Here is a 25,849-nt window from a genome sequence, read left to right on the forward strand (position 1 = left end):
CCTCATTTGTTGAGTTCTTCGCCAGGCAGTACCGGCTTGCCATCGAAGTAATCCTTGGTCAACTTGAAGACCACCGGCGACAGCAGGGCCAGGGCGATCAGGTTGGGGAAGGCCATCATGGCGTTGAAGACGCTGGCCATCAGCCACACGAAGTCCAGCGGCGCCACGGCACCGGCCAGGATCGCCAGGATATACACCACGCGGTAGGGCTTGATGGCGCGCACACCGAACAGGAACTCGATGCACTTTTCGCCGTAGAAGGCCCAGCCCAGAATGGTGGTAAAGGCGAACACCGCCAGCGCGAAGGACACGATGTACTGACCAATGCCCGGCAGGGATTCGTCGAAGGCCAGGGACGTCAAGGCTGCCCCGGTCTCACCGCTGGTCCACTGGGTAGACGTCAGGATGGCCAGCGCAGTGATCGAGCACACTACGATGGTGTCCAGGAAGGTACCCAGCATGGCGATGAGACCCTGACGGACCGGATTCTTGGTCTGTGCCGCCGCGTGTGCGATCGGTGCACTCCCCAGGCCGGCTTCGTTGGAGAAGACGCCACGGGCCACACCGAACTGGATGGCCTTGGCCACTGCCGCCCCGGCGAAGCCACCTGCCGCCGATACCGGCGAGAAGGCGTAACCGAAGATCATGCCCAGCGCATTGCCGATGGCATCAGCATTGATGATCAGTACCACAATGCCTGCCACAACATAGGCAATGGCCATGATCGGCACCAGCTTGCCGGCCACCTTGGCGATGCGGCGAATACCGCCGAGAATCACGGCACCCGCCAGCACCATGATCACGACACCCGTGATCCAGGCAGGCAGCCCCAGTGACTCGTTGAGACCCGCCGCCACCGAGTTGGACTGCACGGTGTTGCCGATCCCGAAAGCCGCCACGGCCCCGAAGAAGGCGAAGGCACCGCCCAGCCAAGCCCACTTCTTGCCCAGGCCGTTGCGGATGTAATACATGGGACCGCCAACGTGATCGCCCGCTTCATCCACCTCGCGATAACGCACGGCCAGCACGGCCTCGGAAAACTTGGTGGCCATGCCAACGAGGGCAGTGATCCACATCCAGAAGACAGCGCCCGGCCCACCCAAGAAGATGGCGGTGGCCACGCCCGCGATGTTGCCGGTACCGATAGTGGCGGACAGCGAGGTCATCAGGGCGTTAAACGGCGAGACTTCGCCCTCGCCCTCATCACCCTTGCCGGTTTCACGCCCCTTCCAGAGCAGCGAGAACCCTGTTCCCAGTCGACGAATCGGTACCAGCTTGAGGCCCGCCTGCAGATAAAGGCCGACCCCAAGCAGCAGGACCAGCATCAGCGGCCCCCAAACCACACCTTCTACAGCTGAAAAAAAGCTTGTGATTGCTTCCACGGTTATTCTCCCGTCGTTAATTGTTGTTATGCACCGAGGTGCATTGCCTCAGGCCTCATGAAGGGCCGTTTGAGCGATGGTTTACCAGCCAATGGACGAACCAACGACACCATAGCGGAACCCACCATCATTGCTCCAGCCTCCCATGCGAAAATTTTGCAATACGTACCAATAGCAGCAAAAAGCCTTAGCCATTGGTCTTAGTAGGCATGGAAACAGCCATTCCAATACTCGGCTGAGAGATACGCCAAGGGGACGACTGCCCTTCAATGGCTCGGGGAAATTATTTCCTATCAGAAACAAAATAACCTTATAGCGGCGATTGCCGTTGGGCAAGTCGACTGCCAACGCCGTCTGCAACAGGTCAAATGGAGCGTTCGGGCGAGCCTGCCATTCCTCCCTCACAGCGGGCACTCTGCTTCAGCCCTGGATAAGCGTAGCGTGCAGCCCCTCATTATGCCTCTGGCAGCGGCAGCTGGCCGGACACTGCCGCCGGCAGGGGTGATCCCCACCGGGAATCCGCCTAAGATGAGACCGAAGCAGCACCGGCTGCTGGCAAGAATCGACGTCAGCGGGACTCGCCAAACGCGGCCGAGGGCGTTACGATTCTCTCCTAGGTAAACCTTTTTCTTATAGGAAAACGTGATGAGCACTATCCCTGCCAACCTTCGCTACACCGAAAGCCACGAATGGATCCTGGATAACGGCGACGGAACCGTCACCATCGGCATCACCGACCACGCTCAGGAATCCTTGGGTGATGTGGTTTTCGTTGATCTTCCGGAAGTCGGTCAGGAGCTTGCGGCCGGCGAGGAGTTCGGGGTCATCGAATCGGTCAAGGCCGCCTCCGACCTGTACGCGCCGCTCGCGGGTGAAGTGGTGGAGGTCAACGACTCTCTGGAAGACGCACCGGAGACCGTCAACGAAGCGCCCTACGAGGGCGGCTGGATCGCCAAGCTCAAGCTTGCCGATGAAAGCGCGCTTGGCAAGCTGCTCGATGCCGAGGCCTACACCAAGGTCGCCGAAGCCGACCAGGACTGACCCACTCCACTGCGCGGGCACCCTCTCGCCCGCGCCCTCTTTTGCAACGGCCCGCTTGCTTCACGGCCCGCTTGGCCATATCGCTCGATCAACCGCATAGGTGTTTCATGGCACTTGATACTCGCCGTCTGGCCGACCTGGCCAGCCACGATGCTTTCATCCAACGACACAATGGCCCCAGCCAGGCCGACGTTGCCGGCATGCTCGATCAACTGGGCACCGACAGCATCGCGACGCTGATCGAGCAGACCGTGCCGAGCGCCATTCGCCTGGGCCGTGAGCTCGACCTGGACCCGCCGCGCAGCGAAGCCGAGGCGCTCGATTACCTGAAGCGCCTGGCCCGTCAGAACCGGGTCTTCAAGACCTACATCGGCCAGGGCTATCACAACACCCACCTGCCGGCGGTCATTCAGCGCAACGTGCTGGAAAACCCGGGCTGGTACACCGCCTACACGCCCTACCAGCCGGAAATCGCCCAGGGCCGTCTGGAAGGCCTGCTCAATTTCCAGCAGGTGGTGATGGACCTGACCGGCATGGAGCTGGCCAATGCCTCGCTGCTGGACGAAGCCACCGCCGCCGCCGAGGCCATGGCGCTATGCAAGCGCGCCAACAAGAAAGCCAAGACCCAGGCCTTCTTCGTCGCTGACGACGTGCTGCCGCAGACCCTGGACGTTGTGCGCACCCGCGCTCACTACTTCGGCTTCGAGCTGATCACCGGCCCGGCCGAGGATCTTGCCTCTCACGACGTCTTCGGCGCCCTGCTGCAGTATCCAGGGCAGAGCGGTGAAGTCCGTGACCTGGCACCGCTGCTGGAAAGCGCCAGCGAGCGCGGCATCATGACTTGTGTGGCCGCCGACATCATGAGCTTGGTCCTGCTCAAGGAGCCCGGAAGCCTCGGCGCCGACATCGTCATCGGCTCGAGCCAGCGCTTCGGCGTGCCGATGGGCTTCGGCGGCCCGCACGCCGCCTTCTTCGCCACCACCGACAAGCTCAAGCGCTCGATCCCCGGTCGCATCATCGGCGTCTCCAAGGACAGCCGTGGCCATCAGGCCCTGCGCATGGCGATGCAGACGCGTGAGCAGCATATCCGCCGCGAGAAGGCGACCTCCAACATCTGTACCGCCCAGGCACTGTTGGCGAATATTGCCGGCTTCTATGCCGTTTATCATGGCGCCGAGGGCCTGCGCACCATCGCCGGACGCATCCACCGCCTGACGACCATTCTCGCCGAGGGCCTTAGCCGCAAGGGTGTTCAACTGGCGCATGACAGCTGGTTCGACACCCTGCGTCTGACCGGCGTCGATGCCGGCAAGATCCACGGCCGGGCGATGACCCACGAGATCAACCTGCGCTACTTCGAGGGCGGCGACATCGGCGTCAGCCTCGACGAGACCACCACCGCCGCCGATCTTGGCGTGCTCTTCGACATGCTGCTCGGCGAGGAACATGACCTCTCGGTGCCGGCGCTCGACGACGAGGTACTGGCCCGGGGCAAGAGCGGCATCCCCGCCGCCAGCCAGCGCGACAGCGATTTCCTGACACACCCGACCTTCAACCGCTATCGCAGCGAAACCGAAATGCTGCGCTATCTCAAGCGGCTCGAGAACAAGGACCTGTCGCTGACCCATGCGATGATTCCGCTCGGCTCCTGCACCATGAAGCTGAATGCGACCAGCGAGATGATTCCCATCACCTGGCCGGAATTCGCCGATATCCATCCCTTCGCACCTCACGATCAGGTGGTGGGCTACCACCAGATGATCGACGAGCTGGCGGCCTTCCTAGTGGAGATCACCGGCTACGACCACATCTCGATGCAGCCCAATTCTGGCGCCCAGGGCGAATACGCAGGCCTGGTAGCCATTCGCCGCTACCAGGACGCCCAGGGCCAAGGCGCACGCAACATCTGCCTGATCCCGAGCTCGGCTCACGGCACCAACCCAGCCTCGGCTGCCATGGCGCAGATGAAGGTCGTGGTCGTGGAGTGTGACGCGGACGGCAACATCGACCTGGCGGACCTTCGCGAGAAAGCCGAAAAGCACAGCGATGCCCTGTCGGCGATCATGCTCACCTACCCCTCGACCCATGGCGTGTTCGAGGAAGGCGTGCGCGAGGCCTGCCAGGTCGTTCACGACCACGGCGGCCAGGTATACATCGACGGTGCCAACATGAACGCCCAGGTAGGCATCACCCGCCCCGGCGACTTCGGCGGCGATGTCTCGCACCTCAACCTGCACAAGACCTTCTGCATCCCCCACGGTGGCGGCGGCCCGGGCATGGGGCCGATCGGCGTCAAGTCACACCTCGCCCCCTATGTGTCGAACCATGTGGTCACGCCCATTCCCGGCGTGGAGAAGGACTGTGGTGCCGTCTCGGCAGCAGCCTTCGGCAGCGCGGCGATCCTGCCGATCTCCTGGGCCTACATCAAGATGATGGGCGCCCGCGGACTGCGTGAAGCCACCGAGCTTGCCATCCTCAACGCCAACTACATCGCCTCACGTCTGGGCGAGGACTATCCGATCCTCTACAAGGGTCGTCATGACACCGTGGCCCACGAGTGCATCCTCGACCTGCGCCCGCTCAAGGCGGCGTCCGGCATCAGCGAGGAAGATATCGCCAAGCGCTTGATGGACTATGGCTTCCACGCACCGACCATGTCCTTCCCGGTGCCCGGCACGCTGATGGTCGAACCCACCGAGTCGGAATCACGCTACGAGATCGACCGCTTCTGCGACGCCATGATCAGCATTCGCAAGGAAATCGCACGAGTCGAAAACGGTGAATGGCCGGCAGCGGATAACCCGCTGGTACACGCGCCCCACACCATGGCCGACCTGATGGATGCCGACTGGGAGCGGCCCTACAGCCGCGAAATCGGCGCCTTCCCGTCCCCGTCCGTCAAGGCGGCCAAGGTCTGGCCGTCGGTCAATCGCGTCGATAACGTGGCCGGCGATCGTCAACTGATCTGCACTTGCCCGAGCATCGACGAGTATCGCGACTGAGGCGAGTACCATAGGTAAGGCGCCCCACTCCCGAGGGCGCCTGATGAGCCAAAGCGCTTAAAGTAAAAGCGCTTAAAGCAAAAAGTCCCGGCAATGGTGATTGCCGGGACTTTTTTTATGGCAGAACGCATGACGAGCAAAAGTCATGGAGGCATCGGGATCAGGGAAGAGTTGAGGGCAGGCGAATGAAGCGGCTATGTCGCTTTCCAAAGCCCGCTTTTCTCGTCAGCTATTCCGCTATCAGCTATGGCTATCGAAATGGGGCTCTTCCGGGAAGCCATAGAGTGCGTGGCGGCGCTGTTCGAGGAACTCATCGAGCAGTCGCGTATAGCGACGCGGTGTCTCGACGCCCGCCGGGGTCAGCAGGTGGAACGACTCATAGACCGGCTGCGGCATGGGCAACTCCTTGACCTGACGCCGCCACGGCGAAGTCTCGAGCACCGGACGCGACACCACGCTGAACCCCAGGCCTCGCGCCACCGCATCCATGACCATCGACACCTCGTTGGTGTAGCCCTGACGCGGGAAACGGCTCATCGAACGGAATTCACCGGGGAAGTTGGCACGCAGTAGCTGGGTGGCATGGTGGACGCCATCGGCATAGTTCATGAACCCCAGTGCCGCCAGATCGGTCAGGGTGGTGCCGGCGAAGTCTGCCGGCACCACCAGGCACAGCGGCTCCTGATGCCAGGGCGCGTAATGCAGCTCGGCATGCCGACTGACTTCCGTCACGATCCCCACATCGTAGCGGCCCGCCTTCACGTCCTCGGTGATCGCACTGTTGAAGCCAAAGCTGTAGCTCACCGTCAGCCCCGGGTGCATCTGCTGATAACCAAGAATGAAGGGATATAGCATCATGCCCACACTGGCGGGTGAGGCGATGCGGCAGTCGCCGCTATCCAGCGACTCATTGTCCAGGGAATGACGAAAATGCTCGTGCTCGGCGAACAGCTTGATCGCGTAATCATAGGCCCGTCGTCCGCTCTCGGTAAGCGTAAAGCGACGCCCTTGGCGAATCAGCAATGACTTCTGCAGGTACTGCTCCAGCTTGCGGATATGCTGGCTTACGCCTGGCTGGGTCATGTCCAGCCGATGGGCGGTCTGCGTGAAGCTGCCGGTCTCGACAAGCGTAATGAAGGTGCGGAAATACTGGGCATTGAACATGAAGCAGCGACGCACTCTATTACGGATCAGAAAGAGGTTGTAGCACGTGATGTTACCAGATCAGCGCACGCCGCGCAGCGCTGCGGGTGGCCTGGTGACGTGTTAGCATCGCAAGGCAAAGCCAACGGAGAATACAGCCTCATGTCCGACCCTCTCGCCCGGCGTGCCGACGCCATTCATCACGCCCTGCTGGCCATGGAACGCCAGGCCAGCGACGAACAGCTTTTTCCGCTGGGCTACCTGATTCCGCAGATTCCCCTGGTCATGGAAATGGTGGAATATGACCCCGAGGAGGTGCTGGCCGAGGACTTCGATGCCATTTTCCAAGAGTGGCTGGAAGGCACCTTTGGCCAGGATGCCATGAGCGCCAATGACCAGGATGAGATTCGTCGCCTGCTGGCACAGGCCTGTGCCCAGGCCGACGCGGCATAATAAGGAAACCGCCCATGCCCCAGACCATTTCCACGACGCTGTCTCCCGAAGGCAGCCTCGAGGTGCTGTCACAGCACGAGGTGAACCGCCTGCGCGACACCTCGACAACAGGCCTTCACGATTTACTGCGCCGCTGCGCGCTGGCCATTCTCAACAGCGATAACATGACCGACGACGGACTCGCGGTCATGGAGGCCTATCGCGACTTCGACATCGAAGTGCTTCAGGAAGATCGTGGCCTTCGCCTAAAGATCAGCAATGCCCCCATCGAAGCCTTCGTCGACGGCAAGATGATCCGCGGCATCCGCGAACTGCTGTCGTCGGTGGTGCGTGACGTCGTCTATGTCTACAACGAGATCCAGACGCATCCGCGCTTCGATCTGAGCACCGGCGAAGGCACCACCAACGCGGTTTTCCATATTCTGCGCAAGGCTGGCGCTCTCAAGCCCTCGCTGGATCCGAGTCTGGTGGTGTGCTGGGGTGGTCACTCGATTTCTCGCGAGGAGTACGATTACACCAAACGGGTCGGTTATCACCTGGGCCTGCGCGAGCTGGATATCTGCACCGGGTGCGGGCCAGGCGCCATGAAGGGGCCGATGAAGGGCGCCAACGTTGCCCACGTCAAACAGCGCCGCTCACATGGTCGCTACCTGGGGATCTCCGAGCCGGGCATCATCGCCGCCGAATCACCCAACCCGATCGTCAATGAGCTGGTCATCATGCCGGACATCGAGAAGCGCCTCGAGGCCTTCGTGCGGGTCGGCCATGGCATCGTGGTATTCCCAGGGGGTGTCGGCACGGCCGAGGAGATCCTCTACCTACTGGGGATACTCCTGCACCCAGACAACAAGGACATCCCCTTCCCGGTCATCTTTACGGGCCCTGCCAGCAGCGCTGACTACTTCAAGCGCATCGACGAGTTCCTGGCCTACACGCTTGGCGATACTGCGCGTGAACGCTACCGCATCATCATTGACGACCCGACCAGCGTCGCCAAGGCCATGCGACTGGGCATCGATAAGGTTGCCGAGTTCCGGCGCACCCACCAGGACGCTTTCTACTACAACTGGCGCCTGAATATCGATCGCAATTTCCAAGAGCCCTTCACGGCCGATCACGCAGGCATGGCCGGCCTGGCACTCCACCGTGACCAGCCGACTCATGAGCTTGCGGCCAACCTGCGCCGCGCCTTCTCGGGGATCGTCGCCGGCAACGTCAAGGAGCCTGGCATTCGCGCGATCGAAGCCCATGGCCCCTTCCGTCTGCACGCCGAACCGGACCTGATGTCACGCCTGGATGAGCTGCTGACGTCCTTCGTCGAGCAGGGACGCATGAAGCTGCCTGGCAGCCATTACGAACCCTGCTACACACTCGGTTGAGCCTCGGCTCGTTCGCAGGATCAGGAACACCTTCGTAAGATAAAGGACATAACGACGACAAAGGGGGGCTCGAATATCGAGCCCCCCTTTCGTGTGATCCGTTCGTGTGATCCGTTCGTGTGATCAGTGATCAGCCAACCGCCATCAATCCACCGCGGGACGTCGCCATAGCAGGGACACCACATGGATCAGCAGCCCAAGTGCCGCCCCATGTGAAAGCAGCAAGATCGCATCGACGCCCCCAAGGCTGATGCCCTGCCAGACAGCGATGGCCAGCACGCCACCCAGCAGACAGGCCAGTAGCCGCTTGATAAGCCCCGGCAGCTGCCGGCGTGCACTGATCTCGATCATGCGCCAGTGAAAGCCGGCCGCGATCGTCACGACCGCAGCGGCCATCAGCAGCAGCGTCAGGCGCGTCTCATGCCCTTCGAGCACATAGCGCGGCACGCTGGCGAGCATCACCAGCACCAGGCCGGTCATCACGCTGAATCGTTCAGGGGTCGCAGAAGCGGCCATTCAGGACACCGCCAGCTGCTGGGACTCGATCCATTCCTCGGCCCAGGGGATGGCGGCATCATCGGCCATGAAGGTTTCCATGGCGTCGACTTCAAGACGCTCACCGAGGCGCTGAGCGCCATATTCGGCGAGCAGGGCATCCAGCGATCGTCCTGCCCCACAGAAGCTATCGACATAGGAGCTGTCGCCCAGCGCGATCAGACCATAGCGCAGCGCCGACAGGTCGGCCCCCTGCTCCTGCAGCGACCGGGCAAAGGCCACGAAGTTACCCGGATAATCTCCAGAGCCCGTGGTCGATACGCAGAAAAGCGCCAGATCGGTAGGCGAACCGGTCAAATCCTCGAGGGTCGGCTGGTCATAAATCGCGACGTCGTAACCGGCCTGCTCGAACAGTGGTTTGACTTGCTCGGCGACGTCGAGGGCGCCGCCATACATGGTGCCAACGAAAATCTTCAGCATGGACATGGATCTGCTTTGCTTGAGAAATTTACTCGGATATTACCATAGTCCTTGCGGGAGCCGAATCCCTGGCGCCGCGCAACGCTCAGCGAACGCTGTCGACAAGGGATTGGGGCGGTTATACTCGCGCTTTTGGCGCAGCGAGAGACGAGATGCAAGAGACCTTCGAGACGTGGATCACTCCCATCATGATCGGCGGTCTGATCCTGTTCATGTGCTTCATTATCTGGGAACTGGCTCGCAAGTCGAAGGCCGGGAAGTTCGGCACCCTCATGCTGTTCATCGTGCTGGGCGCGGGAATGCTGGGCTATGTCATCAAGGTGATCATCACCTATGTCATGGAAAACGGCGCAATCTAGCAGATTGAGGTGGATTCCCGTCCAGCAACGCTTTCCAGGTCAATATACAAAAAGGCGCCACCCCTGAGGGTGGCGCCTTTTATTCTGCCAAATGGCTGCCTTGCACTTATAAATGCCACTACTGCGTATATGCCACTACTACGCATACGCCACTAATACGTGCACGCTATTAATACGTCAGCGGACCTTGAAAATCCTCGACCTGGGCCTTGAGCTTCTGGCCGGGTCGAAAGGTCACCACCCGCCGGGCAGAGATCGGAATCTCTTCTCCCGTCTTGGGATTCCGTCCCGGCCGTTCGCGCTTGTCACGCAGATCGAAGTTGCCGAAACCTGACAGTTTCACCTGCTCGTTCTCGCGCAGACAACCGCGGATTTCCTCGAAGAAGGCCTCCACCATTGACTTGGCCTCACGCTTGGACAAACCCAACTCGGTGTGCAAGTGTTCGGCCAGTTCCGCCTTGGTCAACGCACCCATGGTCATTCCCTCGTGCAGGATGGCAGCATCGCCGTCTTCCGGCTCAAGGCTTGGCAGCCAATGGATCAGCTTCTCAGCCGAGCGCCGAAGCGCTGTCCGGATTCGGTGACGATTGCATCGACTAACTGATTGATTTCCTCATCATTCAGCGTGCGCGATGGATGCTGCCAGGTCAAGCCCAGAGCCACACTCTTGTGACCATCCTCTACCCCTTTGCCCTGATACACGTCAAAGAGGTTGATTTCGGTCAGCCATTCACCGGCCTGCTCGCGCAGACAGTCGAGCAGTGACTGCACCGGCAGCGACTCATCGACCAGCATGGCCAGGTCGCGACGAACCTCCGGGTAACGCGATAGCGGCGTGAAGGCCGGCAGCTGGCCCTGGCTCAGAGCGTCCAGACGCACTTCGAAGAGCACGGCTTCGACCTTGAGCCCCAGCTCGGCACGAACCGCCGGATGCAGGGTGCCAATCCAGCCAGCTTCTTCGCCACGATACAGCACCCGCGCCGCCTGACCGGGATGCAGCGCCGAATGCTCGCCGGGCTCGAAGCGCCAGGCGTCGGGCTCACCGCCCATGGCCAGCAGGCTTTCCAGATCGCCCTTGAGGTCGTAGAAGTCGACCTTGTCGCCACGCGCCGCCCAGCCTTCCGGATCACGGTTGCCGCATACCAGGGCCCCCATCATCGGAATCTGGGACAGGTCGTCGAGCTCACCGCGGAACACCAGGCCGGTTTCAAACAGACGAACTCGGCTCTGCTGGCGGTTGAGGTTGTGCTCAAGGGCCTTGATCAGCCCCGGGAACAGGCTGGCACGCATGACCGACATGTCACTGGAAATCGGGTTGGCCAGGGTCGGCGCCACGGCCTGCGGCATCAGCGCTGTCTGCAGCTCAGGCGCCACAAAGCTATAGCTGATGGCTTCCTGATAGCCCCGGGCGACCATCTGACGCCGCAGGCGCGACAGCGGCTGATGCGTCTCGCCGTCGGGGCGCAGCCCGAGGCGAGCCTGAGGGCGACGCACCGGCAAGCGGTTATAGCCGTGAATGCGCGCCACTTCCTCGATCAGGTCTTCCTCGATGGCGACATCAAACCGCCAACTAGGTACCGCCACACGCCAACTGACATCATCTGCCTCGACCGGCATGCCCAGCCGTTCGAGGATATCGGTGACGTCCTCGACCGGCAGTGAAAGCCCCAGAGCCTGTTCGAGACGGGCACGGCGCAGGATGATCTGGCGCGGCGCGGGTAGATGCTCGTCACTAACCGTTTCGATGAGCGGGCCGGGCTCGCCGCCGGTGATCTCGAGCAGCAAGGCGGTGGCCCGCTCGACGGCGTCATGCGCGAGCTTCGGGTCCACGCCACGCTCGAAGCGGTGCGAGGCATCGGTGTGTAGGCCATAGCTGCGGGCCTGACCGGCCACGGCGAGCTGAGTGAAGAAGGCCGATTCCAGGAAGATATCGCGAGTCTCGGCATTCACACCGGAATGCTCGCCGCCCATGACACCGGCAATCGCCAAGGCACCACGGCTGTCGGCGATCACCAGCGTGTCGTCACGCAGGGCGATCTCCTGGCCGTCGAGCAGCGTCAGCTGTTCACCGGCGCGCGCCAGACGCACCTCGACACGCTCATGGAGATTGGCGCGATCGAAGGCATGCAGCGGCTGACCGATTTCGAGCATCACATAGTTGGTGATATCGACGATCGGATCGATGGAGCGCACGCCACTGCGGCGCAGACGTTCGACCATCCACAGCGGTGTGTCGGCAGTAACGTCGACACCCTTGATCAGGCGGCCGATATAGCGCGGGCAGCGTTCGCCGTCACGCACTTCCACCGGGAAGGTCTCGTCGTGGGTCGGTGTCACCGGCGCCATCGCCGGGCCTTCGACGGCCAGGCGGTTAAGCACGCCAACCTCACGGGCCATACCCTTGAGGCTCAGGCAATCACCGCGGTTGGGCGTCAGGTCGACTTCGATGGTGCTGTCGTTAAGCCCCATCCAGGCGCGGAAGTCTTCACCGGCCGGTGCATCGAGCGGCAGCTCCATGATGCCGGGCGAGGTCTCTTCCTCGAGCCCCAGCTCGGATGCCGAGCAGATCATGCCGCGGGATTCGACCCCACGCAGCTTGGCTTTCTTGATCTTGAAATCGCCAGGCAGCACGGCGCCTACTTGGGCGAAGGCCACCTTCTGGCCCACCGCCACATTGGGCGCACCGCAGACCACCTGAACCGTCTCGCCGCTGCCGTCGGCGACCTGGCAGACATTCAGCTTGTCGGCATCGGGATGCTGCGCCTTGTCGACGACCTCGGCCACCACCACGCCCTGAAAGGCTGCCGCGACCGGCTCAACGGCATCGACTTCCAGGCCCGCCATGGTGATCTGGTCGGCCAGTGCCTGGGTCGCCAACTGAGGCGACACCCATTCACGCAGCCACTGTTCGGAAAATTTCATGACATATCCTGTGTTCTGCAGTCAGGGGTTCAAGCGAACTGGCGCAGGAAGCGCAGGTCGTTCTCGAAGAACAGGCGCAGGTCGTTGACGCCGTAACGCAGCATGGCCAGCCGCTCGGCACCCATGCCGAAGGCAAAGCCCTGGTAGCGTTCGGTATCGATGCCCGCATGATGGAACACCTCGGGGTGCACCATGCCGCAGCCCATCACCTCGAGCCAGCCACTGTGGGAGCAGACGCGACAGCCATCACCGCCACACATCACGCACTGGATATCGACCTCGGCGGACGGCTCGGTGAAGGGGAAGTAGGAGGGCCGGAAGCGCACCGACAGGTCATCACGCTCGAAGAATGCCTGCAGGAAGTCTTCGATGGTGCCCTTCAGGTCGGCAAAGCTGACATCCTCATCGACCAGCAGCCCCTCGACCTGATGGAACATCGGGGTGTGGGTCAGATCCGAATCACTGCGATAGACCCGACCCGGGCAGACGATGCGAATCGGTGGCTCTTCGTTCTTCATGGTCCGCACCTGCACCGGCGAGGTATGGGTGCGAAGCAGCCGCGTGGCGTCGAAGTAGAAGGTATCCGCCATGCCCCGTGCCGGGTGATGCGCCGGGATATTGAGGGCCTCGAAGTTGTGGTAGTCGTCCTCGATCTCAGGGCCGACCGCCACATCGAAACCGATGCGCGTAAAGAGGCCTTCTATACGCTCGAGGGTGCGCGTCACCGGGTGCAGGCCGCCACCCGGCTGCCCTCTTCCGGGCAGCGTCACATCCAGGCGCTCGGCCGCCAGACGGGCATCGAGGGCGGCCTTCTCAAGCAATTGGCGACGACGGTCCAGCTCGGAGCCGAGTTCCTGCTTGGCCTGGTTGATGCGCTCGCCAGCGGCCGGACGCTCCTCGGGCGGCAGCTTGCCGAGGCCCTTCAGCAAGGCCGTGATTTCACCCTTCTTGCCGAGGTATCGCACCCGCACTTCATCGAGCGCGGGGATGTCCTGGGCGGCATCGATGGCGCCACGCGCCTCGGCAACCAGGTTGGGAAGGTGGTCCATCCGTTGAGCTCCGAATGCGCTGCTGCGATGTCGATGAGCCACACCGCAACAGGGTCATATAAAAAAACAGGGGAAGAGCGGCTGCTCTTCCCCTGCGACCTTTACGCGTGCGATGCAAACGATGAGGCATCGTTTTGCAGCGGCACGTCGAAACGATCAGTTCACTCAGTGAGCAGCCTTGGCCTTCTCGACGATAGCGGCAAAGGCGGCCTTTTCGTGAACGGCGAGATCGGCAAGCACCTTGCGGTCGATCTCGATACCGGCCTGCTTGAGACCAGCGATAAAGCGGCTGTAGGACAGGCCGTTGGTGCGGGCAGCAGCGTTGATACGCGCAATCCACAGCGCACGGAACTGACGCTTACGGACGCGACGGTCACGGTAGGCGTACTGGCCGGCTTTGATAACGGCCTGCTTGGCTACGCGGAAGACGCGCGAACGCGCACCGTAGTAGCCTTTGGCCTGCTTCATGATCTTCTTGTGACGGCGACGTGCAACGACGCCACGCTTGACACGTGTCATAGCTTTCTCCTGACGTTAAAAAGGGGTCTACCAGCGTCGCTTACAGATTCGGCAGCATGCGCTGAATCAGCGGCACATCGGATGCGTGGATCTGCTTCATCCCACGCAGCTGACGCTTACGCTTGGTGGTCTTTTTGGTCAGGATGTGGCTACGGAACGACTGCTTGTGCTTGAAGCCGTTGGCCGTCTTCTTGAAGCGCTTCGCAGCGCCACTGTTGCTCTTGATTTTCGGCATGAGGGAAAACTCCGCTCGAGGTTCTTCAGAAAACCCAAGGCCGGTGCCGGTCGAGATCAGGTCCCGACCGACACCCGTTCAACTGCCTTTGGATCACTTCTTCTTGGGGGCAAGGATCATGATCATCTGGCGGCCTTCCATCTTCGGGAAAGACTCTACGTTAGCCAGTTCATCAAGATCTTTGGCAACCCGTTCCATCAGCTTGCGGCCGATGTCTTGGTGAGCCATCTCACGGCCGCGAAAACGCAGCGTGACCTTGCCCTTGTCGCCACTTTCGAGGAAACGGATCAGGTTTTTCAGCTTGACCTGATAGTCACCCTCGTCAGTGCCAGGCCGGAATTTAACTTCCTTAACCTGGATCTGCTTGGTCTTCTTCTTCTGAGCAGCTTTCTGCTTCTTCTGCTCGAAGACGAATTTGCCGTAGTCCATGATCTTACAGACGATCGGATCGGCATTGGAGATCTGCACGAGGTCCATACCAGCCGCTTCCGCCTGTTCCAAGGCATCACTGGTGGACACAATCCCAAGCTGCTCACCTTCGATACCGATGAGGCGGACTTGGTCTTCGCTGATACGCTCGTTCATTGGAGGGCGCTTGTCCTGAGGACGGCCGCGCTGAGTATTTCTCTTGATCGTTACATCTCCGTGTTGGTTGACGTCGTAGTGATCACCGCTCGTCGTTGAGCTTGGCGATCAGGTCATCGACCTTCAATGAGCCGAGGTCTTCACCTGTGCGAGTCCGTACAGCAACCGCATCAGCCTCGACTTCCTTATCCCCTACTACGAGGAGATACGGAACCTTCTGCAACGTATGTTCACGGATTTTAAAGCCGATCTTCTCGTTCCTCAAGTCCGCCTTGGCACGAAGACCGACTTTCTGCAGGCGATTGACCACATCCTGTGCGAAATCACGCTGCGAATCCGTGATCGTCATGACCACTACCTGCTCCGGTGCCAGCCATAGCGGCATGGCCCCAGCGTAGTGCTCGATAAGGATACCAAGGAAACGCTCGAAGGACCCAAGAATCGCTCGATGCAGCATGACAGGGGTCTTGCGCGCGCCATCTTCATCGACGAACTGTGCACCAAGACGACCCGGCAGGTTGAAGTCGAGCTGGAGCGTGCCGCATTGCCATACACGATTCAAGCAATCGCGCAGGGCAAATTCGATCTTGGGCCCGTAGAAGGCGCCCTCGCCTGGCTGAAGCTCCCAGTCGAGGCCGGTGGCATTCAGAGCTGCCTCCAGGCCGGCCTCGGCACGATCCCAGAGATCCGGCTCGCCCATGAAGCCTTCGGGGCGAGTCGACAGCTTGAGCTCGACGTCCTCGAAGCCCAGTTCCTTGTAAACCTTGAGCGTCAGGGCGATGAAGTCTTCCGCCTCCGACTGGATCTGCTTTTCGGTGCAGAAAATGTGCGCATCGTCCTGGGTGAACCCACGCACACGCATCAGGCCGTGCAGGGAACCCGACGGCTCGTTGCGGTGGCAGCTGCCGAACTCTGCCAGACGCAGCGGCAGGTCACGGTAGCTCTTCAGCCCCTGGTTGAAGACCTGAACGTGGCACGGGCAGTTCATCGGCTTAACGGCATACTCACGCTTTTCCGATTCAGTCGTGAACATCAGGTCGGAATAGTGCCCCCAGTGGCCGGAAGCCTTCCACAGCGACAGATCAACGACCTGAGGTGTCTTGATCTCCTGGTAGCCGTGCTCGATCTGCACCCGGCGCATGTATTGCTCGAGTGCCTGATAGATGGTCCAGCCGTTGGGGTGCCAAAACACCATGCCCGGCGCCTCTTCCTGGATATGGAAGAGATCCATCTTGCGCGCCAGCTTGCGATGGTCACGCTTCTCGGCTTCCTCAAGGCGCTTGAGGTACGCCTTGAGCTGCTTCTTGTCACCCCAGGCGGTGCCGTAGATGCGTGTCAGCATCGGATTTTCGGCACTGCCCCGCCAGTAGGCGCCAGCAAGCTTGGTCAGCTTGAAGGCCTTGAGATGCGAGGTATTCGGCACATGCGGCCCGCGGCACATGTCGATATATTCCTGGTGATGATAGAGGCGAATGGTTTCGCCCTCGGGAATCCCACGCACCAGTTCCTGCTTGAAGGGCTCTTCACGGTGAAGGAAGGTCAGCATCGCCTTGTCACGATCGACGTACTCGCGAACGACGTCATAGCCTTCCTCGATGAGCACCTTCATGCGTGCCTCGATGGCCTCGAGGTCTTCCGGCGTGGCGGAACGGCCGAAATCGATGTCGTAATAAAAACCGTCATCGATCACCGGGCCGATCGCCATCTTGGCCTCGGGGTAGAGCTGCTTGACGGCATGACCGATCAGGTGGGCGCAGGAGTGACGAATCACCTCGAGGCCTTCCTCGTCGCGCGCGGTCAAAATAGCGACCTTGGCGTCATGGTCGATGATGTCGGCGGCATCCACCGGCACATCATCGATCTTGCCGGCCACGCAGGCCTTGGCAAGCCCAGGACCGATGGACTCGGCCAGCTGCATCACCGAAAGCGGCGCGTCGAAGGTTCTCTGACTGCCGTCAGGCAGGGTAACGATTGGCATTGCGGGCATCCTCGAGCGCAGTGGTCATCCATACCAGGGACGACATGCGACAGGCTGAAATGAATGAATACGGTCTGGCAGTGTGTGGACACCGCCTCTAGAGAGGCTCAGAGGCGCTATCTAGCAGCAGCGCACATTAGCAGGGCCATGCTAGGGGCGTCCAGCCGCGGCAGGCGCAGTGGCCGGGGCTGGCGGCATAACACCGCTAGGACAGAACGAAGACAATACGCAGACAAAACGAAACGAGGGGTGCCGAATGGCACCCCTCGTCAGACAAGCCTGAATCAATACATCAGGCGATCATTCCCACTCACCGAGCTCCACGCGACGGTTCATGGCACGACCGGCATCAGTATCGTTAGAGGCGATCGGCTGCTCTTCACCGTAACCGATGGCCGTCATGCGATTGGCGTCAACGCCTTCGCTGGCCAGGAAGGCCTTGACGGAGTCAGCACGGCGCTGAGACAGCTGCTTGTTGTAGCTAGCAGAACCCACGGAGTCGGTATGCCCTTCGAGGCGCACGCGCGCTTCCGGGTTAGCCGACAGCTTAGCAGCCACGTCCGCCAGGATATCCTGAGCGCCCATGGTCAGCTTGGCAGAGTCGAACTCGAAGTTGACGTCTTCCAGCACCAGGTCATCTTCACAGCCCAGGGCATTGACCTTGGCACCCGCCGGGGTATCCGGGCACTGATCCATGTAATCCGGCACGCCATCAGCGTCGGAGTCCAGCGGACAGCCGTTGGCGTCTACCTGAACGCCGGCCGGTGTACCCGGGCACTGGTCGCGGTAGTCATAGACACCGTCACCGTCAGAGTCGAGCGGACAGCCTTTGGAATCGGTAGCCACACCCGCCGGCACGGTGCCGCCGAATGTCGGACACTGCGGCTTGGCCGGTTTGGGATTGGCACACAGCATGCCGCCGATGGTGGCGCCCGCAGTGCTACCAATGGCTGCACCTTGATCCTCATCGGACTCGCTGCTTGAGGCGTAGCCGATACCGCCACCAATCAGACCGCCCGCGACAGCACAAACGAATGGACTCTGGTACCAAGCATCGTTCGCCATGCTACCCGAGGATTGTGAGGCCGAGCTCGCGCAGCCGGATAGACCGATCACCAGCGCTGAACCAAGCAGCAAACCTGTTATTGACTTCTTCATGCAAGACTCCTTCTTATTTGCATCACGGCGATGCCCGCCAACGGCGTTACGAAACACTGGTACTTAACGGCAAGCTGCAGAAAAGCCCATCCTTTCGCATCCTTACCAAAGATAAGCACATCACGGGATATTCAGCTAGGCATCAGATATAATCAAGTGTCTCCTAATGGAGACAAATTAAATCCTGGCCGCCATTCAACGCCAAACTCACGCAAATGCCTGCCGCGGAAGAGGCTCAAGGGTAAGGCAGACACCTGAACTAGTTGCCGCTTTCTGGCCAGCGTTCCTTGAAGGAGAGCACGCCCCGAGCCGCCTCGATGAGCGGAGTCTCGAACTCATCCTCAACGGCCATGCGCTGCCGATCTTCGTCGAGACGCTCCTTGAGACTCAGCGCATTGCGCGCGGAATGGGTATGCAGGTGCTCAGTACGTTCATGCACATCAGCGAACACGCGGAAACCATCGCGCTGCAACAGTGCCGGATCAATGATCTCGAGCAACACCTTGCAGCGCAGCGAGCCCTCGACCAGATCAACCTGGCGGCTGATCATCGAGCGTGCGATCGCATCCAGGCTAGACAGGCACTGCTGATTGGCTCGTTCGGCCTCATCGCGCTTGAAGGCTTCGCGCCGCTGCACCTCTTTCCAGAGTGTGAATGCATAGGCGCCAAGACCTGCCAGGATCACTACCGCGAGGCCCGCCACTATCCAAGCCATCGTCTCACTCATGTCGTCGCCTCTCGCTGTTTATCGGAAAAGAGGTGCATTGTACGTGGCTGACTGCCAGCAACCCAGCGCTGCCAAGACCCCAGGGCAAATGCCAGACCCAGGTTGTGGCTGAAACGCACGCCTGTTTATCATCGTCGTCTTATCATCCACCTGATGCGACCCTCCTTAAGGTATCTACGTTCATTTCGTTATCGAGTGACTGACCTAGACAGCCTTAGCGACGGGCGCCGTTCTCCTGTCGCTGATTAATTCAACCTGCGCAACGGAACCAACACCATGTCGACACCAAGCCCCTCCGGCTCAGAGGGCACTGTGACGCCCTCGCTGACAGCCACTATCGGCCTGTGGCTCGGCCCCGCCTGGCTACTCATGACGCTGCTGCTACCCGCTCCTGGGGGCATGCCGGGAAGCGCCTGGCTGTGTCTGGGCGTTGCGCTGTTGATGGCGACCTGGTGGGCGACAGAAGCTCTGCCGATCCCCGCCACCTCCTTGCTGCCGCTGGTGCTGATTCCGGTTCTGGGCATTAATGACATGTCCAGCGTGGCCTCGAGCTACGCCAACCCGATCATCTACCTGTTCCTGGGCGGCTTCTTGCTGGGCATCGCCATGCAGCGCTGGGAGCTTCATCGGCGAATCGCCCTCAAGGTCCTGCAAGTCGTCGGCCATCAACCTAGCCAGCAGATCGCCGGTTTCATGATCGCCACGGGCTTCTTGAGCATGTGGGTGTCGAATACCGCCACCGCCATCATGATGCTGCCCATTGGCCTGTCAGTGGTCAGCCTGCTCGAAGGCAGTGATCCGAAAGAGGTATCCCGCTACGCCACCGCCCTACTGCTGGCCATTGCCTATTCGGCCAGCATCGGCGGTGTCGCGACCCTGATCGGCACACCACCCAATGCGTTGCTTGCCGCCTACCTGTCTGAAGATCGCGGCATCGACGTCGGCTTCGCCCAGTGGATGATGGTTGGCCTGCCGATCAGCATCGTGATGATGACCACCGCCTGGTGGTGGCTGACCCGCAAGAGCTTCAACCTGGCGGTGGGCAGCAACGGCGGCGACATGGTCAAGCAGGAACTGGCCAAGCTTGGCCAGATGAGCAAGGCAGAGCGCCGCGTCGGCATCCTGTTTCTGCTTGCCGCCATTGCCTGGGTTTCCCGCCCCTTTCTCAACGACCTGGGGCTTGTCTGGCTCAATGACACCGGCATTGCCATCACCGCCGGCATCCTGCTGTTCCTGCTGCCAAGCGGCCGGCAGCGCGGCGAGCGATTGATGGTGTGGGAAGACGCTCAACACCTTCCCTGGGGCATTTTGCTGCTGTTCGGCGGCGGCCTGGCACTTGCCGGCGCCATCAAGGCCTCAGGCCTTGCTACCTGGATTGCCGATCAGCTGTCCATGTTCGGCGCCCTGCCGCTATTGATGCTGATCGGTATCGTCGTGCTGGTGATCATTTTCCTCACCGAGGTGACCTCCAATACCGCAACGGCCGCCGCCTTCCTGCCGCTGCTGGGAGCCCTGGCGCTTTCTCTGGATATTTCGCCGCTGATGGTCACCGTGCCGGCGGCCATCGCCGCCAGCTGCGCCTTCATGATGCCGGTGGCCACGCCGCCCAATGCCATCGTGTTTGCTACCGGGCACATGAAGATCCAGTCGATGATCCGCGCCGGTTTCGCCCTCAACCTGATCAGCACCCCGGTCGTCACCCTGATGGCCTACCTGCTTATCCTTGCGTTCTGGTAAAGACACCCTGCCAGCTGCCCGCCGGGGCTTGCATGGCAACCATCTCTAACGATCGAATAACATCGCCCGGCCACATGGCCGGGCGATGTCGTTATGGGAAATGACCCTAAAAAAGCGAGATGCAGGCTTTGCGTCAGGCGAGTGATGACTGGGCAAGCAAAAGCATGCCGTAATGATCCGCCAGCAGCGCGGCGAAGACACCGAGAATGTAGCGGATCGAGAACCAGAAGGCGGCCAATGGCGCCTGGCTGTCGCGGCCGCGCCAGACCCTGAAATTCCAGACCATGAAGCGGGCGTTGAGCCCCATGACGGCGATCAGGTACAGAACACCGCTCATGCCGATCACGAAGGGCAACAGCGTCACCGCCACGGTCAACCAGCCATAGAGCCAGACCTGCAATCTAGTGAAGGCGTCGCCATGGGTGACCGGCAGCATGGGCACCCCGGCCTTGGCGTATTCCTCATGTTTATGAATGGCCAGCGCCCAGAAGTGCGGTGGCGTCCAGGCGAACACGATCAACATCAATAACAGCGGTTCTGGCCCGAGCTCTCCCGTGATAGCGGTCCAGCCAAGCAAGGGAGGCGCCGCCCCGGCGACTCCACCGATTACGATATTCTGCGGCGTAGCGCGCTTCAGGAAGGCAGTGTAGACCAGCGCATAGCCAAGCAATGATGCCAACGTCAGCCAGGCAGTCAGTGCATTGACCCGCCAGGCCAGCAGCCCCACCCCTGCCACGGACAGCAGTGATGCCCAAGCCAACGCATAAGACGTGGGCAGCCGACGTGAGGCCAGCGGGCGACCCGCCGTGCGCAGCATCAGGGCGTCCAGCCGTCGATCGAGCACATGATTGAAGGCGGCCGCCCCCGAGGCCGTCAGACCAATGCCCACCAGACCATGGATCACCAGGTGCACGGGCGGCAGTGACGGCGAAGCCAATCCCATGCCCACGACAACGCAGACCAACATGACCATCACCACACGGGGCTTGCCGAGTGTGATCAGGTCACGCCACCCCCAAGCCCGCTCGAGCGATGACGACGAGGCGATCATGAAGTTATCGCGCATTCACCCGCTCCCTGCTCTTGAGCCTGCGCCTTCGGCAGACCGACCGGAAGCGCCCCCACCTTGGCCTGCCAGGCAGCCAGCGCCATGGTCAGCGCCAGCAGTACCGCACCGGCCGTATGCGCCAGGGCCAGCCCCAAAGGCAGCCACCAGACCACATTGGCAATCCCAAGTCCTACCTGGAGCCCATAGGCTGCCAACATGGCCCCCATCCATGGACGCAGGCGCGGCTCACGCCAGTGACGGGCCGCCAGCAGCGTGAGGCTCAACCCCAACGCCAGGGCACCGAGTCGATGCGCCAGATGAATCGTGGTTCGCGCATCGGCATGCAACTGGCCGTAAAGATAGTCAGGCCCCACTCGCTGAGTCAGATGAAAGCCCTCGCTCCAGTCCATTGTCGGCCACCACTGGCCATTGCAGGTCGGGAAGCCTTGGCAGGCAATGCCCGCGTAATTGCTCGACGTCCAGCCACCAAGCGCCAGCTGCGCCGCCAGCAGCAAAGCCGCGATAGCCCACCAGTGTGAGAGCTTGGGAAGAGCTCGATTCGCTGGATTAGCGCTGACCGCCGTGACGCGTAATCTAAGGTGCAGCCAGAGGAACAGCAGCATCACCACCAGGCCGCCCAGCAGGTGCAGGGTGACCACCTGCGGCCATAGCCGCAGCGTGACGGTAAAGGCACCGAAGGCCCCCTGCAGCAGAATCACAGCCAGCAGGCCAAGCGTAATATGCCAGGGGTAACCCGGACGCTTTCGCCGCGACCAACCCAACGCCAGCATCATCAGCACCAGCCCACCCAGCATCGTGGCCAGGTAGCGATGGACCATCTCGAGCCAGGCCTTGAGAGGTTCCAACGGCACTGCAGAAGGATGAGTTTCGGCCACGCCCGGCTCAGGTACGACCCACTGGCCATAACAGCCGGGCCAGTCGGGACAACCTAACCCTGCATCCATAAGCCTCGTGAAGGCCCCCATCAGAATAACCGCCACCGTGAAGGCAATGCCTAGCTGGCTTAACCGAATTAGCAGGCCCAGCCTGAGATCATGCTGCGACATGGCCACCTCCTGTCCTGGAGCAATCTCATCCCTCTCTACATCCCTCTCTACATCCCTCTCTCATACCTCTGCTGCGTCAAGCTAGCCCGGCTAACCGTTCACCTTCACGATGGGCTCAGGGTTCATGCGCAACAGCTGCTTTAGATCATCGAGCACGTCATAGGGATCGACGCCGGCACGGTAGCCCAGAACCGCCTGCCCCTGCGGGCTAACGATCCAGACCTGGCCAGGGGCTTGCCAATCAGGCTCTCGAGTCCAGCGAAGTCGGGTTTCACCCGGAAGAGCATCGGCGCTGCCCTGCGCGGCGGCATCGATACGCAGCCGGCGTACTCGGGTCGCTTCCTTACCGAGTGCACGATGCAACCGCCACCACTGGTCGGCCATCTGGTCGCAATCCAGCGTGCAGTCGAAGGCCAACAGCCAGCCATCGGCCGACGCCGGTGGCCTCGTCCCTTCCAGCGGCCAAGCGCCTAGGGATGGCACCTCGGGCTTGAGTTCGCCATGCGCCGTGCGCGCATCGGGAATGCCCACACGCCACTCCACCATCACCCAGGCCACCAACAGCGGCAGAGCAAAGACGGCTATCAGTGTCAGCAGTTTCAGGCGCTGGCGGTTAACGTACGTCATGGCTAAGACTCCTGCTGACGGGAAGCATCGGCATTCTCGGACACACTCTCGGACACACTCTCGGACACATTCCCTGACACATGTTCGGCTACATGCGCAGACTGGCGGGCTCGCCGTAGACGCCGGCCTCCCAGCAGCATCACCACCAGAGCGGCAGCCGCCAGCCCCCACCATTGCACGGCATAGCCCAGGTGGCGGCTGGGCGGCAGCACGCTGGGCTCCCACCAAGGACTCAACAGGCCGGGCCCCTCCTCAAGGTGCAGCCAACCCGGCTGGGCAAAGCCACCCAATTCATCCCAGGCATCGAGCTGGATCCGCTGCAACCTCAGGCCCTCCTGATTGGCACCAAACAGCGGCGCGCGTTTGCCATCCTGCTGCCACTGCCCTTTGAGGGTGACGACTCCTTCGGGGGTGGCCACCGTCGGTGCCTCACGGCTGACACCGGTAGGCATAAAACCGCGCTCGATCAACCACAGCCGACCATCGGCACCCCGCAATGGCGTCAAGGCCGCCACGCCCAGCTCACCTTCATGCGTCCGATTGTCCAGAAAGCGGGTCTCATCGGCCTGATAGCGCCCCTCGAGAATCAGCGTTGCGCCTTCCGGTGGCGCTTGTTGCGGCGAGACCAGCGTAGGCGCCGCGGCAAGCGCTGCCAGATAGGCTTCCTTCTCTGCGGCGCGCTGCCACTGCCATTGCCCCAGCGCCAGCCCCAACACCACCAGCAGCCCCCAGAAGACCCACCAGAGCAGGACGACCTTGACAGTCGGCGCGCGCTTGCTTGAACTGAAATGGTTCTGACTCACGGAGCCCCTCATGTTGAAAGCCCTGATCACTCTGGTGTTTGTCTGCATGGTCGCGAGCCTGGCGGCCGGCGCCGGGTTCCTGCTGCGTGATCAGGGACGCTCACGCCGTCTGCTGATATCCCTCAAGCTGCGCGTCAGTCTTGCTGTGCTGCTGTTCGCCCTGCTGGCCTACGGCTTCTATTTCGGCGACCTGGCGAGTCCCTGAATCAGCGACTCCTCAGGCACGGGTCTCAGAAGACGTACACGAAGATGAACAGACCGATCCAGACCACATCGACGAAGTGCCAGTACCAGGCGGCCGCTTCGAAACCAAAGTGATCCTCACGATTGAAGTGCCCCTGCATCACCCGCATCAGCATCACGCTCAAGGTAATGGCACCGATGGTGACGTGTGCGCCGTGAAAGCCGGTCAGCAGGAAAAAGGTCGAACCGTAGATACCCGCTTGCAGCGTGATGCCGTAGTGGTGATAGGCCTCGTAGTACTCGATGCCCTGAACGACCAGGAAACACACCCCCAGCAGAATGGTGCCGATCAACCAGTTGCGGGTCGTCTTCCGGTACCCTTCCTTCAATGCCTCATGGGCGATCGTCAGAGTGACGCTGGAACTGACCAGAAAAATCGTATTTACCAGCGGTAGCTGCCAGGGGCTCACCACCTCACGGGGCCCGCTGATGGCGGCACTCGGCGGATTCATCAGCGGCCAGCTGGCGGTAAAGTCAGGCCACAAAAGCGCCGCCACCCCCTTGGCGCCTTCGCCATCCAGCCAGGGCACGGCGAACACCCGCACATAGAAGAGCGCGCCGAAGAAGGCTGCGAAGAACATCACTTCCGAGAAGATGAACCAGCCCATCCCCCAGCGAAAAGAGCGATCCATCTGTGCGTCATATAGCCCCTGGCGAGACTCACGGACCACATCACGAAACCACAACCACATCACCGTCAGCACTGCCGCCATGCCCAGCGTCATGACCAGCCCACCGGTGCCGTGAACCAACTGCATGCCGAGACTCGCCATCATGACCCCGACGGCCAGAGAGCCCAGCGCCGGCCATTTGCTCTGCGGGGGAACGTAGTAGCTGCCACTCATGCTTCACCTCCAGGAACGACAACGACCGGGTTCTTATTGGCCAGCGCCTTATCGTCTACCGGGTACAGGGTGTAGACCAGCGTCACCGTCTTGATGTCATCGGGCAGGTCGCGGGTCAATTGGAAGACCAGCGGCGCCTCATAGCGCTCACCGGCGTCGAGTCGCTGCTCCTGAAAACAGAAGCAGGTCACCTTGCGCATATACAGCGACGCCTCGGAGGGCGACACGCTGGGTACCGCCCGGCCCCAGCCCGCCTGTTTGCCATGATTAGTGAAAGCGAAATGAACCTCGGTCGCCGCGCCGGGGTGCACGCGCACCTGGCGGTCGAGCACCTCGAGTTTCCAGGGGAGCCCGGCACTGCCTCGGGTGATGAACTGCACGGTAATCACACGAGACTCATCGATGCTGTCACGGATCAGTGCCTGGGCGGTGTTCTCGACCTTGCCGTTGATGCCGGTCACTCGACAGAAGGCGTCATACAGGGGCACCAGGGCAAAGGCGAAGACAAACATCGCCAGCAGGACCACCAATGTCCGCGTTACCGTGCGCTGCACTCCCGTCATGAGCCTTCC

At 61.3% G+C, this 25,849-nt stretch carries 26 protein-coding genes; 7 read left to right on the forward strand and 19 right to left on the reverse strand.

Features of this window, described 5'->3' with window-relative positions; all coding sequences use genetic code 11:
* Window positions 1-2: 2 nt before the first annotated feature.
* Window positions 3-1,382, reverse strand: coding sequence for a sodium:alanine symporter family protein (locus tag Q2K57_RS16285; protein ID WP_304525687.1), 1,380 nt, complete (start codon window positions 1,380-1,382; stop codon window positions 3-5).
* Window positions 1,383-2,027: 645 nt separating this feature from the next.
* Between Q2K57_RS16285 and gcvH the strand changes: the two genes are divergently transcribed.
* Together gcvH and gcvP are read left to right on the forward strand one after the other, a co-directional pair.
* Entirely contained in the window at window positions 2,028-2,423 is a 396-nt protein-coding gene (gene gcvH / locus Q2K57_RS16290; RefSeq protein WP_112055238.1) for a glycine cleavage system protein GcvH, read from the forward strand.
* Between the two features lie 107 nt (window positions 2,424-2,530).
* Complete coding sequence (gene gcvP, locus Q2K57_RS16295; protein WP_304525688.1) at window positions 2,531-5,425, forward strand: aminomethyl-transferring glycine dehydrogenase; 2,895 nt, start codon at window positions 2,531-2,533, stop codon at window positions 5,423-5,425.
* Between the two features lie 240 nt (window positions 5,426-5,665).
* Here the strand turns inward: gcvP and Q2K57_RS16300 are convergent, their stop codons facing one another.
* Window positions 5,666-6,589, reverse strand: a complete 924-nt coding sequence (locus tag Q2K57_RS16300; protein ID WP_304525689.1) for a LysR family transcriptional regulator — start codon at window positions 6,587-6,589, stop codon at window positions 5,666-5,668.
* Window positions 6,590-6,730: 141 nt separating this feature from the next.
* Here Q2K57_RS16300 and Q2K57_RS16305 point away from each other — a divergent pair, with 141 nt between their 5' ends.
* Together Q2K57_RS16305 and ppnN are read left to right on the forward strand one after the other, a co-directional pair.
* Window positions 6,731-7,021 (forward strand): hypothetical protein, encoded by a 291-nt coding sequence (locus tag Q2K57_RS16305; RefSeq protein WP_304525690.1) that lies wholly within the window; start codon window positions 6,731-6,733, stop codon window positions 7,019-7,021.
* A gap of 14 nt (window positions 7,022-7,035) precedes the next feature.
* Window positions 7,036-8,400, forward strand: a complete 1,365-nt coding sequence (gene ppnN / locus Q2K57_RS16310) for a nucleotide 5'-monophosphate nucleosidase PpnN (RefSeq protein WP_304525691.1) — start codon at window positions 7,036-7,038, stop codon at window positions 8,398-8,400.
* A gap of 144 nt (window positions 8,401-8,544) precedes the next feature.
* Here the strand turns inward: ppnN and Q2K57_RS16315 are convergent, their stop codons facing one another.
* Both Q2K57_RS16315 and Q2K57_RS16320 read right to left on the reverse strand, forming a co-directional pair.
* The gene (locus tag Q2K57_RS16315) at window positions 8,545-8,916 is read right to left on the reverse strand and encodes a hypothetical protein (RefSeq protein WP_304525692.1); all 372 of its coding nucleotides are present in this window, start codon (window positions 8,914-8,916) and stop codon (window positions 8,545-8,547) included.
* Window positions 8,917-9,381, reverse strand: a complete 465-nt coding sequence (locus Q2K57_RS16320) for a flavodoxin domain-containing protein (protein ID WP_304525693.1) — start codon at window positions 9,379-9,381, stop codon at window positions 8,917-8,919. It lies immediately after the preceding gene.
* A gap of 146 nt (window positions 9,382-9,527) precedes the next feature.
* On the opposite strand from Q2K57_RS16320, the gene Q2K57_RS16325 reads away from it, so the two are divergent.
* The gene (locus Q2K57_RS16325) at window positions 9,528-9,734 is read left to right on the forward strand and encodes a DUF2788 domain-containing protein (protein WP_304525694.1); all 207 of its coding nucleotides are present in this window, start codon (window positions 9,528-9,530) and stop codon (window positions 9,732-9,734) included.
* Between the two features lie 169 nt (window positions 9,735-9,903).
* Here the strand turns inward: Q2K57_RS16325 and ihfA are convergent, their stop codons facing one another.
* The 9 genes from ihfA to Q2K57_RS16370 form a co-directional block, all read right to left on the reverse strand.
* Window positions 9,904-10,209, reverse strand: a complete 306-nt coding sequence (gene ihfA / locus Q2K57_RS16330) for an integration host factor subunit alpha (RefSeq protein ID WP_304525695.1) — start codon at window positions 10,207-10,209, stop codon at window positions 9,904-9,906.
* 65 nt (window positions 10,210-10,274) lie between these two features.
* Window positions 10,275-12,656: a phenylalanine--tRNA ligase subunit beta gene (gene pheT, locus Q2K57_RS16335; RefSeq protein ID WP_304525696.1), complete on the reverse strand. Its 2,382-nt coding sequence runs from the start codon at window positions 12,654-12,656 to the stop codon at window positions 10,275-10,277.
* Between the two features lie 29 nt (window positions 12,657-12,685).
* Window positions 12,686-13,705 (reverse strand): phenylalanine--tRNA ligase subunit alpha, encoded by a 1,020-nt coding sequence (pheS, locus tag Q2K57_RS16340; protein ID WP_304525697.1) that lies wholly within the window; start codon window positions 13,703-13,705, stop codon window positions 12,686-12,688.
* A gap of 165 nt (window positions 13,706-13,870) precedes the next feature.
* Window positions 13,871-14,224, reverse strand: coding sequence for a 50S ribosomal protein L20 (gene rplT / locus Q2K57_RS16345; protein ID WP_112055227.1), 354 nt, complete (start codon window positions 14,222-14,224; stop codon window positions 13,871-13,873).
* 40 nt (window positions 14,225-14,264) lie between these two features.
* Window positions 14,265-14,459 (reverse strand): 50S ribosomal protein L35, encoded by a 195-nt coding sequence (gene rpmI / locus Q2K57_RS16350; protein ID WP_092524139.1) that lies wholly within the window; start codon window positions 14,457-14,459, stop codon window positions 14,265-14,267.
* Between the two features lie 93 nt (window positions 14,460-14,552).
* On the reverse strand, window positions 14,553-15,044 hold the full coding sequence (gene infC, locus Q2K57_RS16355; protein ID WP_304525698.1) for a translation initiation factor IF-3: 492 nt from the start codon (window positions 15,042-15,044) through the stop codon (window positions 14,553-14,555).
* 82 nt (window positions 15,045-15,126) lie between these two features.
* Window positions 15,127-17,022 carry a threonine--tRNA ligase gene (gene thrS / locus Q2K57_RS16360; protein WP_304525699.1) on the reverse strand — a complete coding sequence of 632 codons (1,896 nt, stop codon included), beginning with the start codon at window positions 17,020-17,022 and terminating at the stop codon, window positions 15,127-15,129.
* Between the two features lie 300 nt (window positions 17,023-17,322).
* Entirely contained in the window at window positions 17,323-18,180 is an 858-nt protein-coding gene (locus tag Q2K57_RS16365; RefSeq protein ID WP_304525700.1) for an OmpA family protein, read from the reverse strand.
* Window positions 18,181-18,439: 259 nt separating this feature from the next.
* Window positions 18,440-18,907 carry a DUF2489 domain-containing protein gene (locus tag Q2K57_RS16370; RefSeq protein WP_304525701.1) on the reverse strand — a complete coding sequence of 156 codons (468 nt, stop codon included), beginning with the start codon at window positions 18,905-18,907 and terminating at the stop codon, window positions 18,440-18,442.
* A 276-nt stretch (window positions 18,908-19,183) separates the two neighbouring features.
* On the opposite strand from Q2K57_RS16370, the gene Q2K57_RS16375 reads away from it, so the two are divergent.
* Complete coding sequence (locus Q2K57_RS16375) at window positions 19,184-20,644, forward strand: DASS family sodium-coupled anion symporter (protein WP_304525702.1); 1,461 nt, start codon at window positions 19,184-19,186, stop codon at window positions 20,642-20,644.
* Window positions 20,645-20,777: 133 nt separating this feature from the next.
* Here Q2K57_RS16375 and cyoE read toward each other — a convergent pair whose 3' ends face one another.
* The 4 genes from cyoE to Q2K57_RS16395 all read right to left on the reverse strand — a co-directional run bounded on the left by cyoE (window position 20,778) and on the right by Q2K57_RS16395 (window position 24,189).
* Window positions 20,778-21,710: a heme o synthase gene (gene cyoE / locus Q2K57_RS16380; RefSeq protein ID WP_304525703.1), complete on the reverse strand. Its 933-nt coding sequence runs from the start codon at window positions 21,708-21,710 to the stop codon at window positions 20,778-20,780.
* The gene (locus Q2K57_RS16385; protein ID WP_304525704.1) at window positions 21,692-22,759 is read right to left on the reverse strand and encodes a heme A synthase; all 1,068 of its coding nucleotides are present in this window, start codon (window positions 22,757-22,759) and stop codon (window positions 21,692-21,694) included. Before Q2K57_RS16385 ends, cyoE begins: the two co-directional genes overlap by 19 nt.
* A 90-nt stretch (window positions 22,760-22,849) precedes the next feature.
* Entirely contained in the window at window positions 22,850-23,386 is a 537-nt protein-coding gene (locus Q2K57_RS16390; protein WP_304525705.1) for a hypothetical protein, read from the reverse strand.
* Window positions 23,387-23,388: 2 nt separating this feature from the next.
* Window positions 23,389-24,189 (reverse strand): SURF1 family protein, encoded by an 801-nt coding sequence (locus Q2K57_RS16395; RefSeq protein ID WP_304525706.1) that lies wholly within the window; start codon window positions 24,187-24,189, stop codon window positions 23,389-23,391.
* A 10-nt stretch (window positions 24,190-24,199) separates the two neighbouring features.
* On the opposite strand from Q2K57_RS16395, the gene Q2K57_RS16400 reads away from it, so the two are divergent.
* Window positions 24,200-24,394, forward strand: coding sequence for a DUF2909 domain-containing protein (locus Q2K57_RS16400; protein ID WP_304525707.1), 195 nt, complete (start codon window positions 24,200-24,202; stop codon window positions 24,392-24,394).
* A 25-nt stretch (window positions 24,395-24,419) separates the two neighbouring features.
* On the opposite strand, the gene Q2K57_RS16405 is transcribed toward Q2K57_RS16400, so the two are convergent.
* Window positions 24,420-25,277 carry a cytochrome c oxidase subunit 3 gene (locus Q2K57_RS16405; protein ID WP_304525708.1) on the reverse strand — a complete coding sequence of 286 codons (858 nt, stop codon included), beginning with the start codon at window positions 25,275-25,277 and terminating at the stop codon, window positions 24,420-24,422.
* On the reverse strand, window positions 25,274-25,840 hold the full coding sequence (locus Q2K57_RS16410; protein WP_304525709.1) for a cytochrome c oxidase assembly protein: 567 nt from the start codon (window positions 25,838-25,840) through the stop codon (window positions 25,274-25,276). Before Q2K57_RS16410 ends, Q2K57_RS16405 begins: the two co-directional genes overlap by 4 nt.
* Window positions 25,841-25,849: the final 9 nt, after the last annotated feature.

The sequence above is a fragment of the Halomonas sp. I5-271120 genome, assembly GCF_030553075.1.
GTDB classification, from domain to species: Bacteria; Pseudomonadota; Gammaproteobacteria; order Pseudomonadales; family Halomonadaceae; genus Onishia; species Onishia taeanensis_A.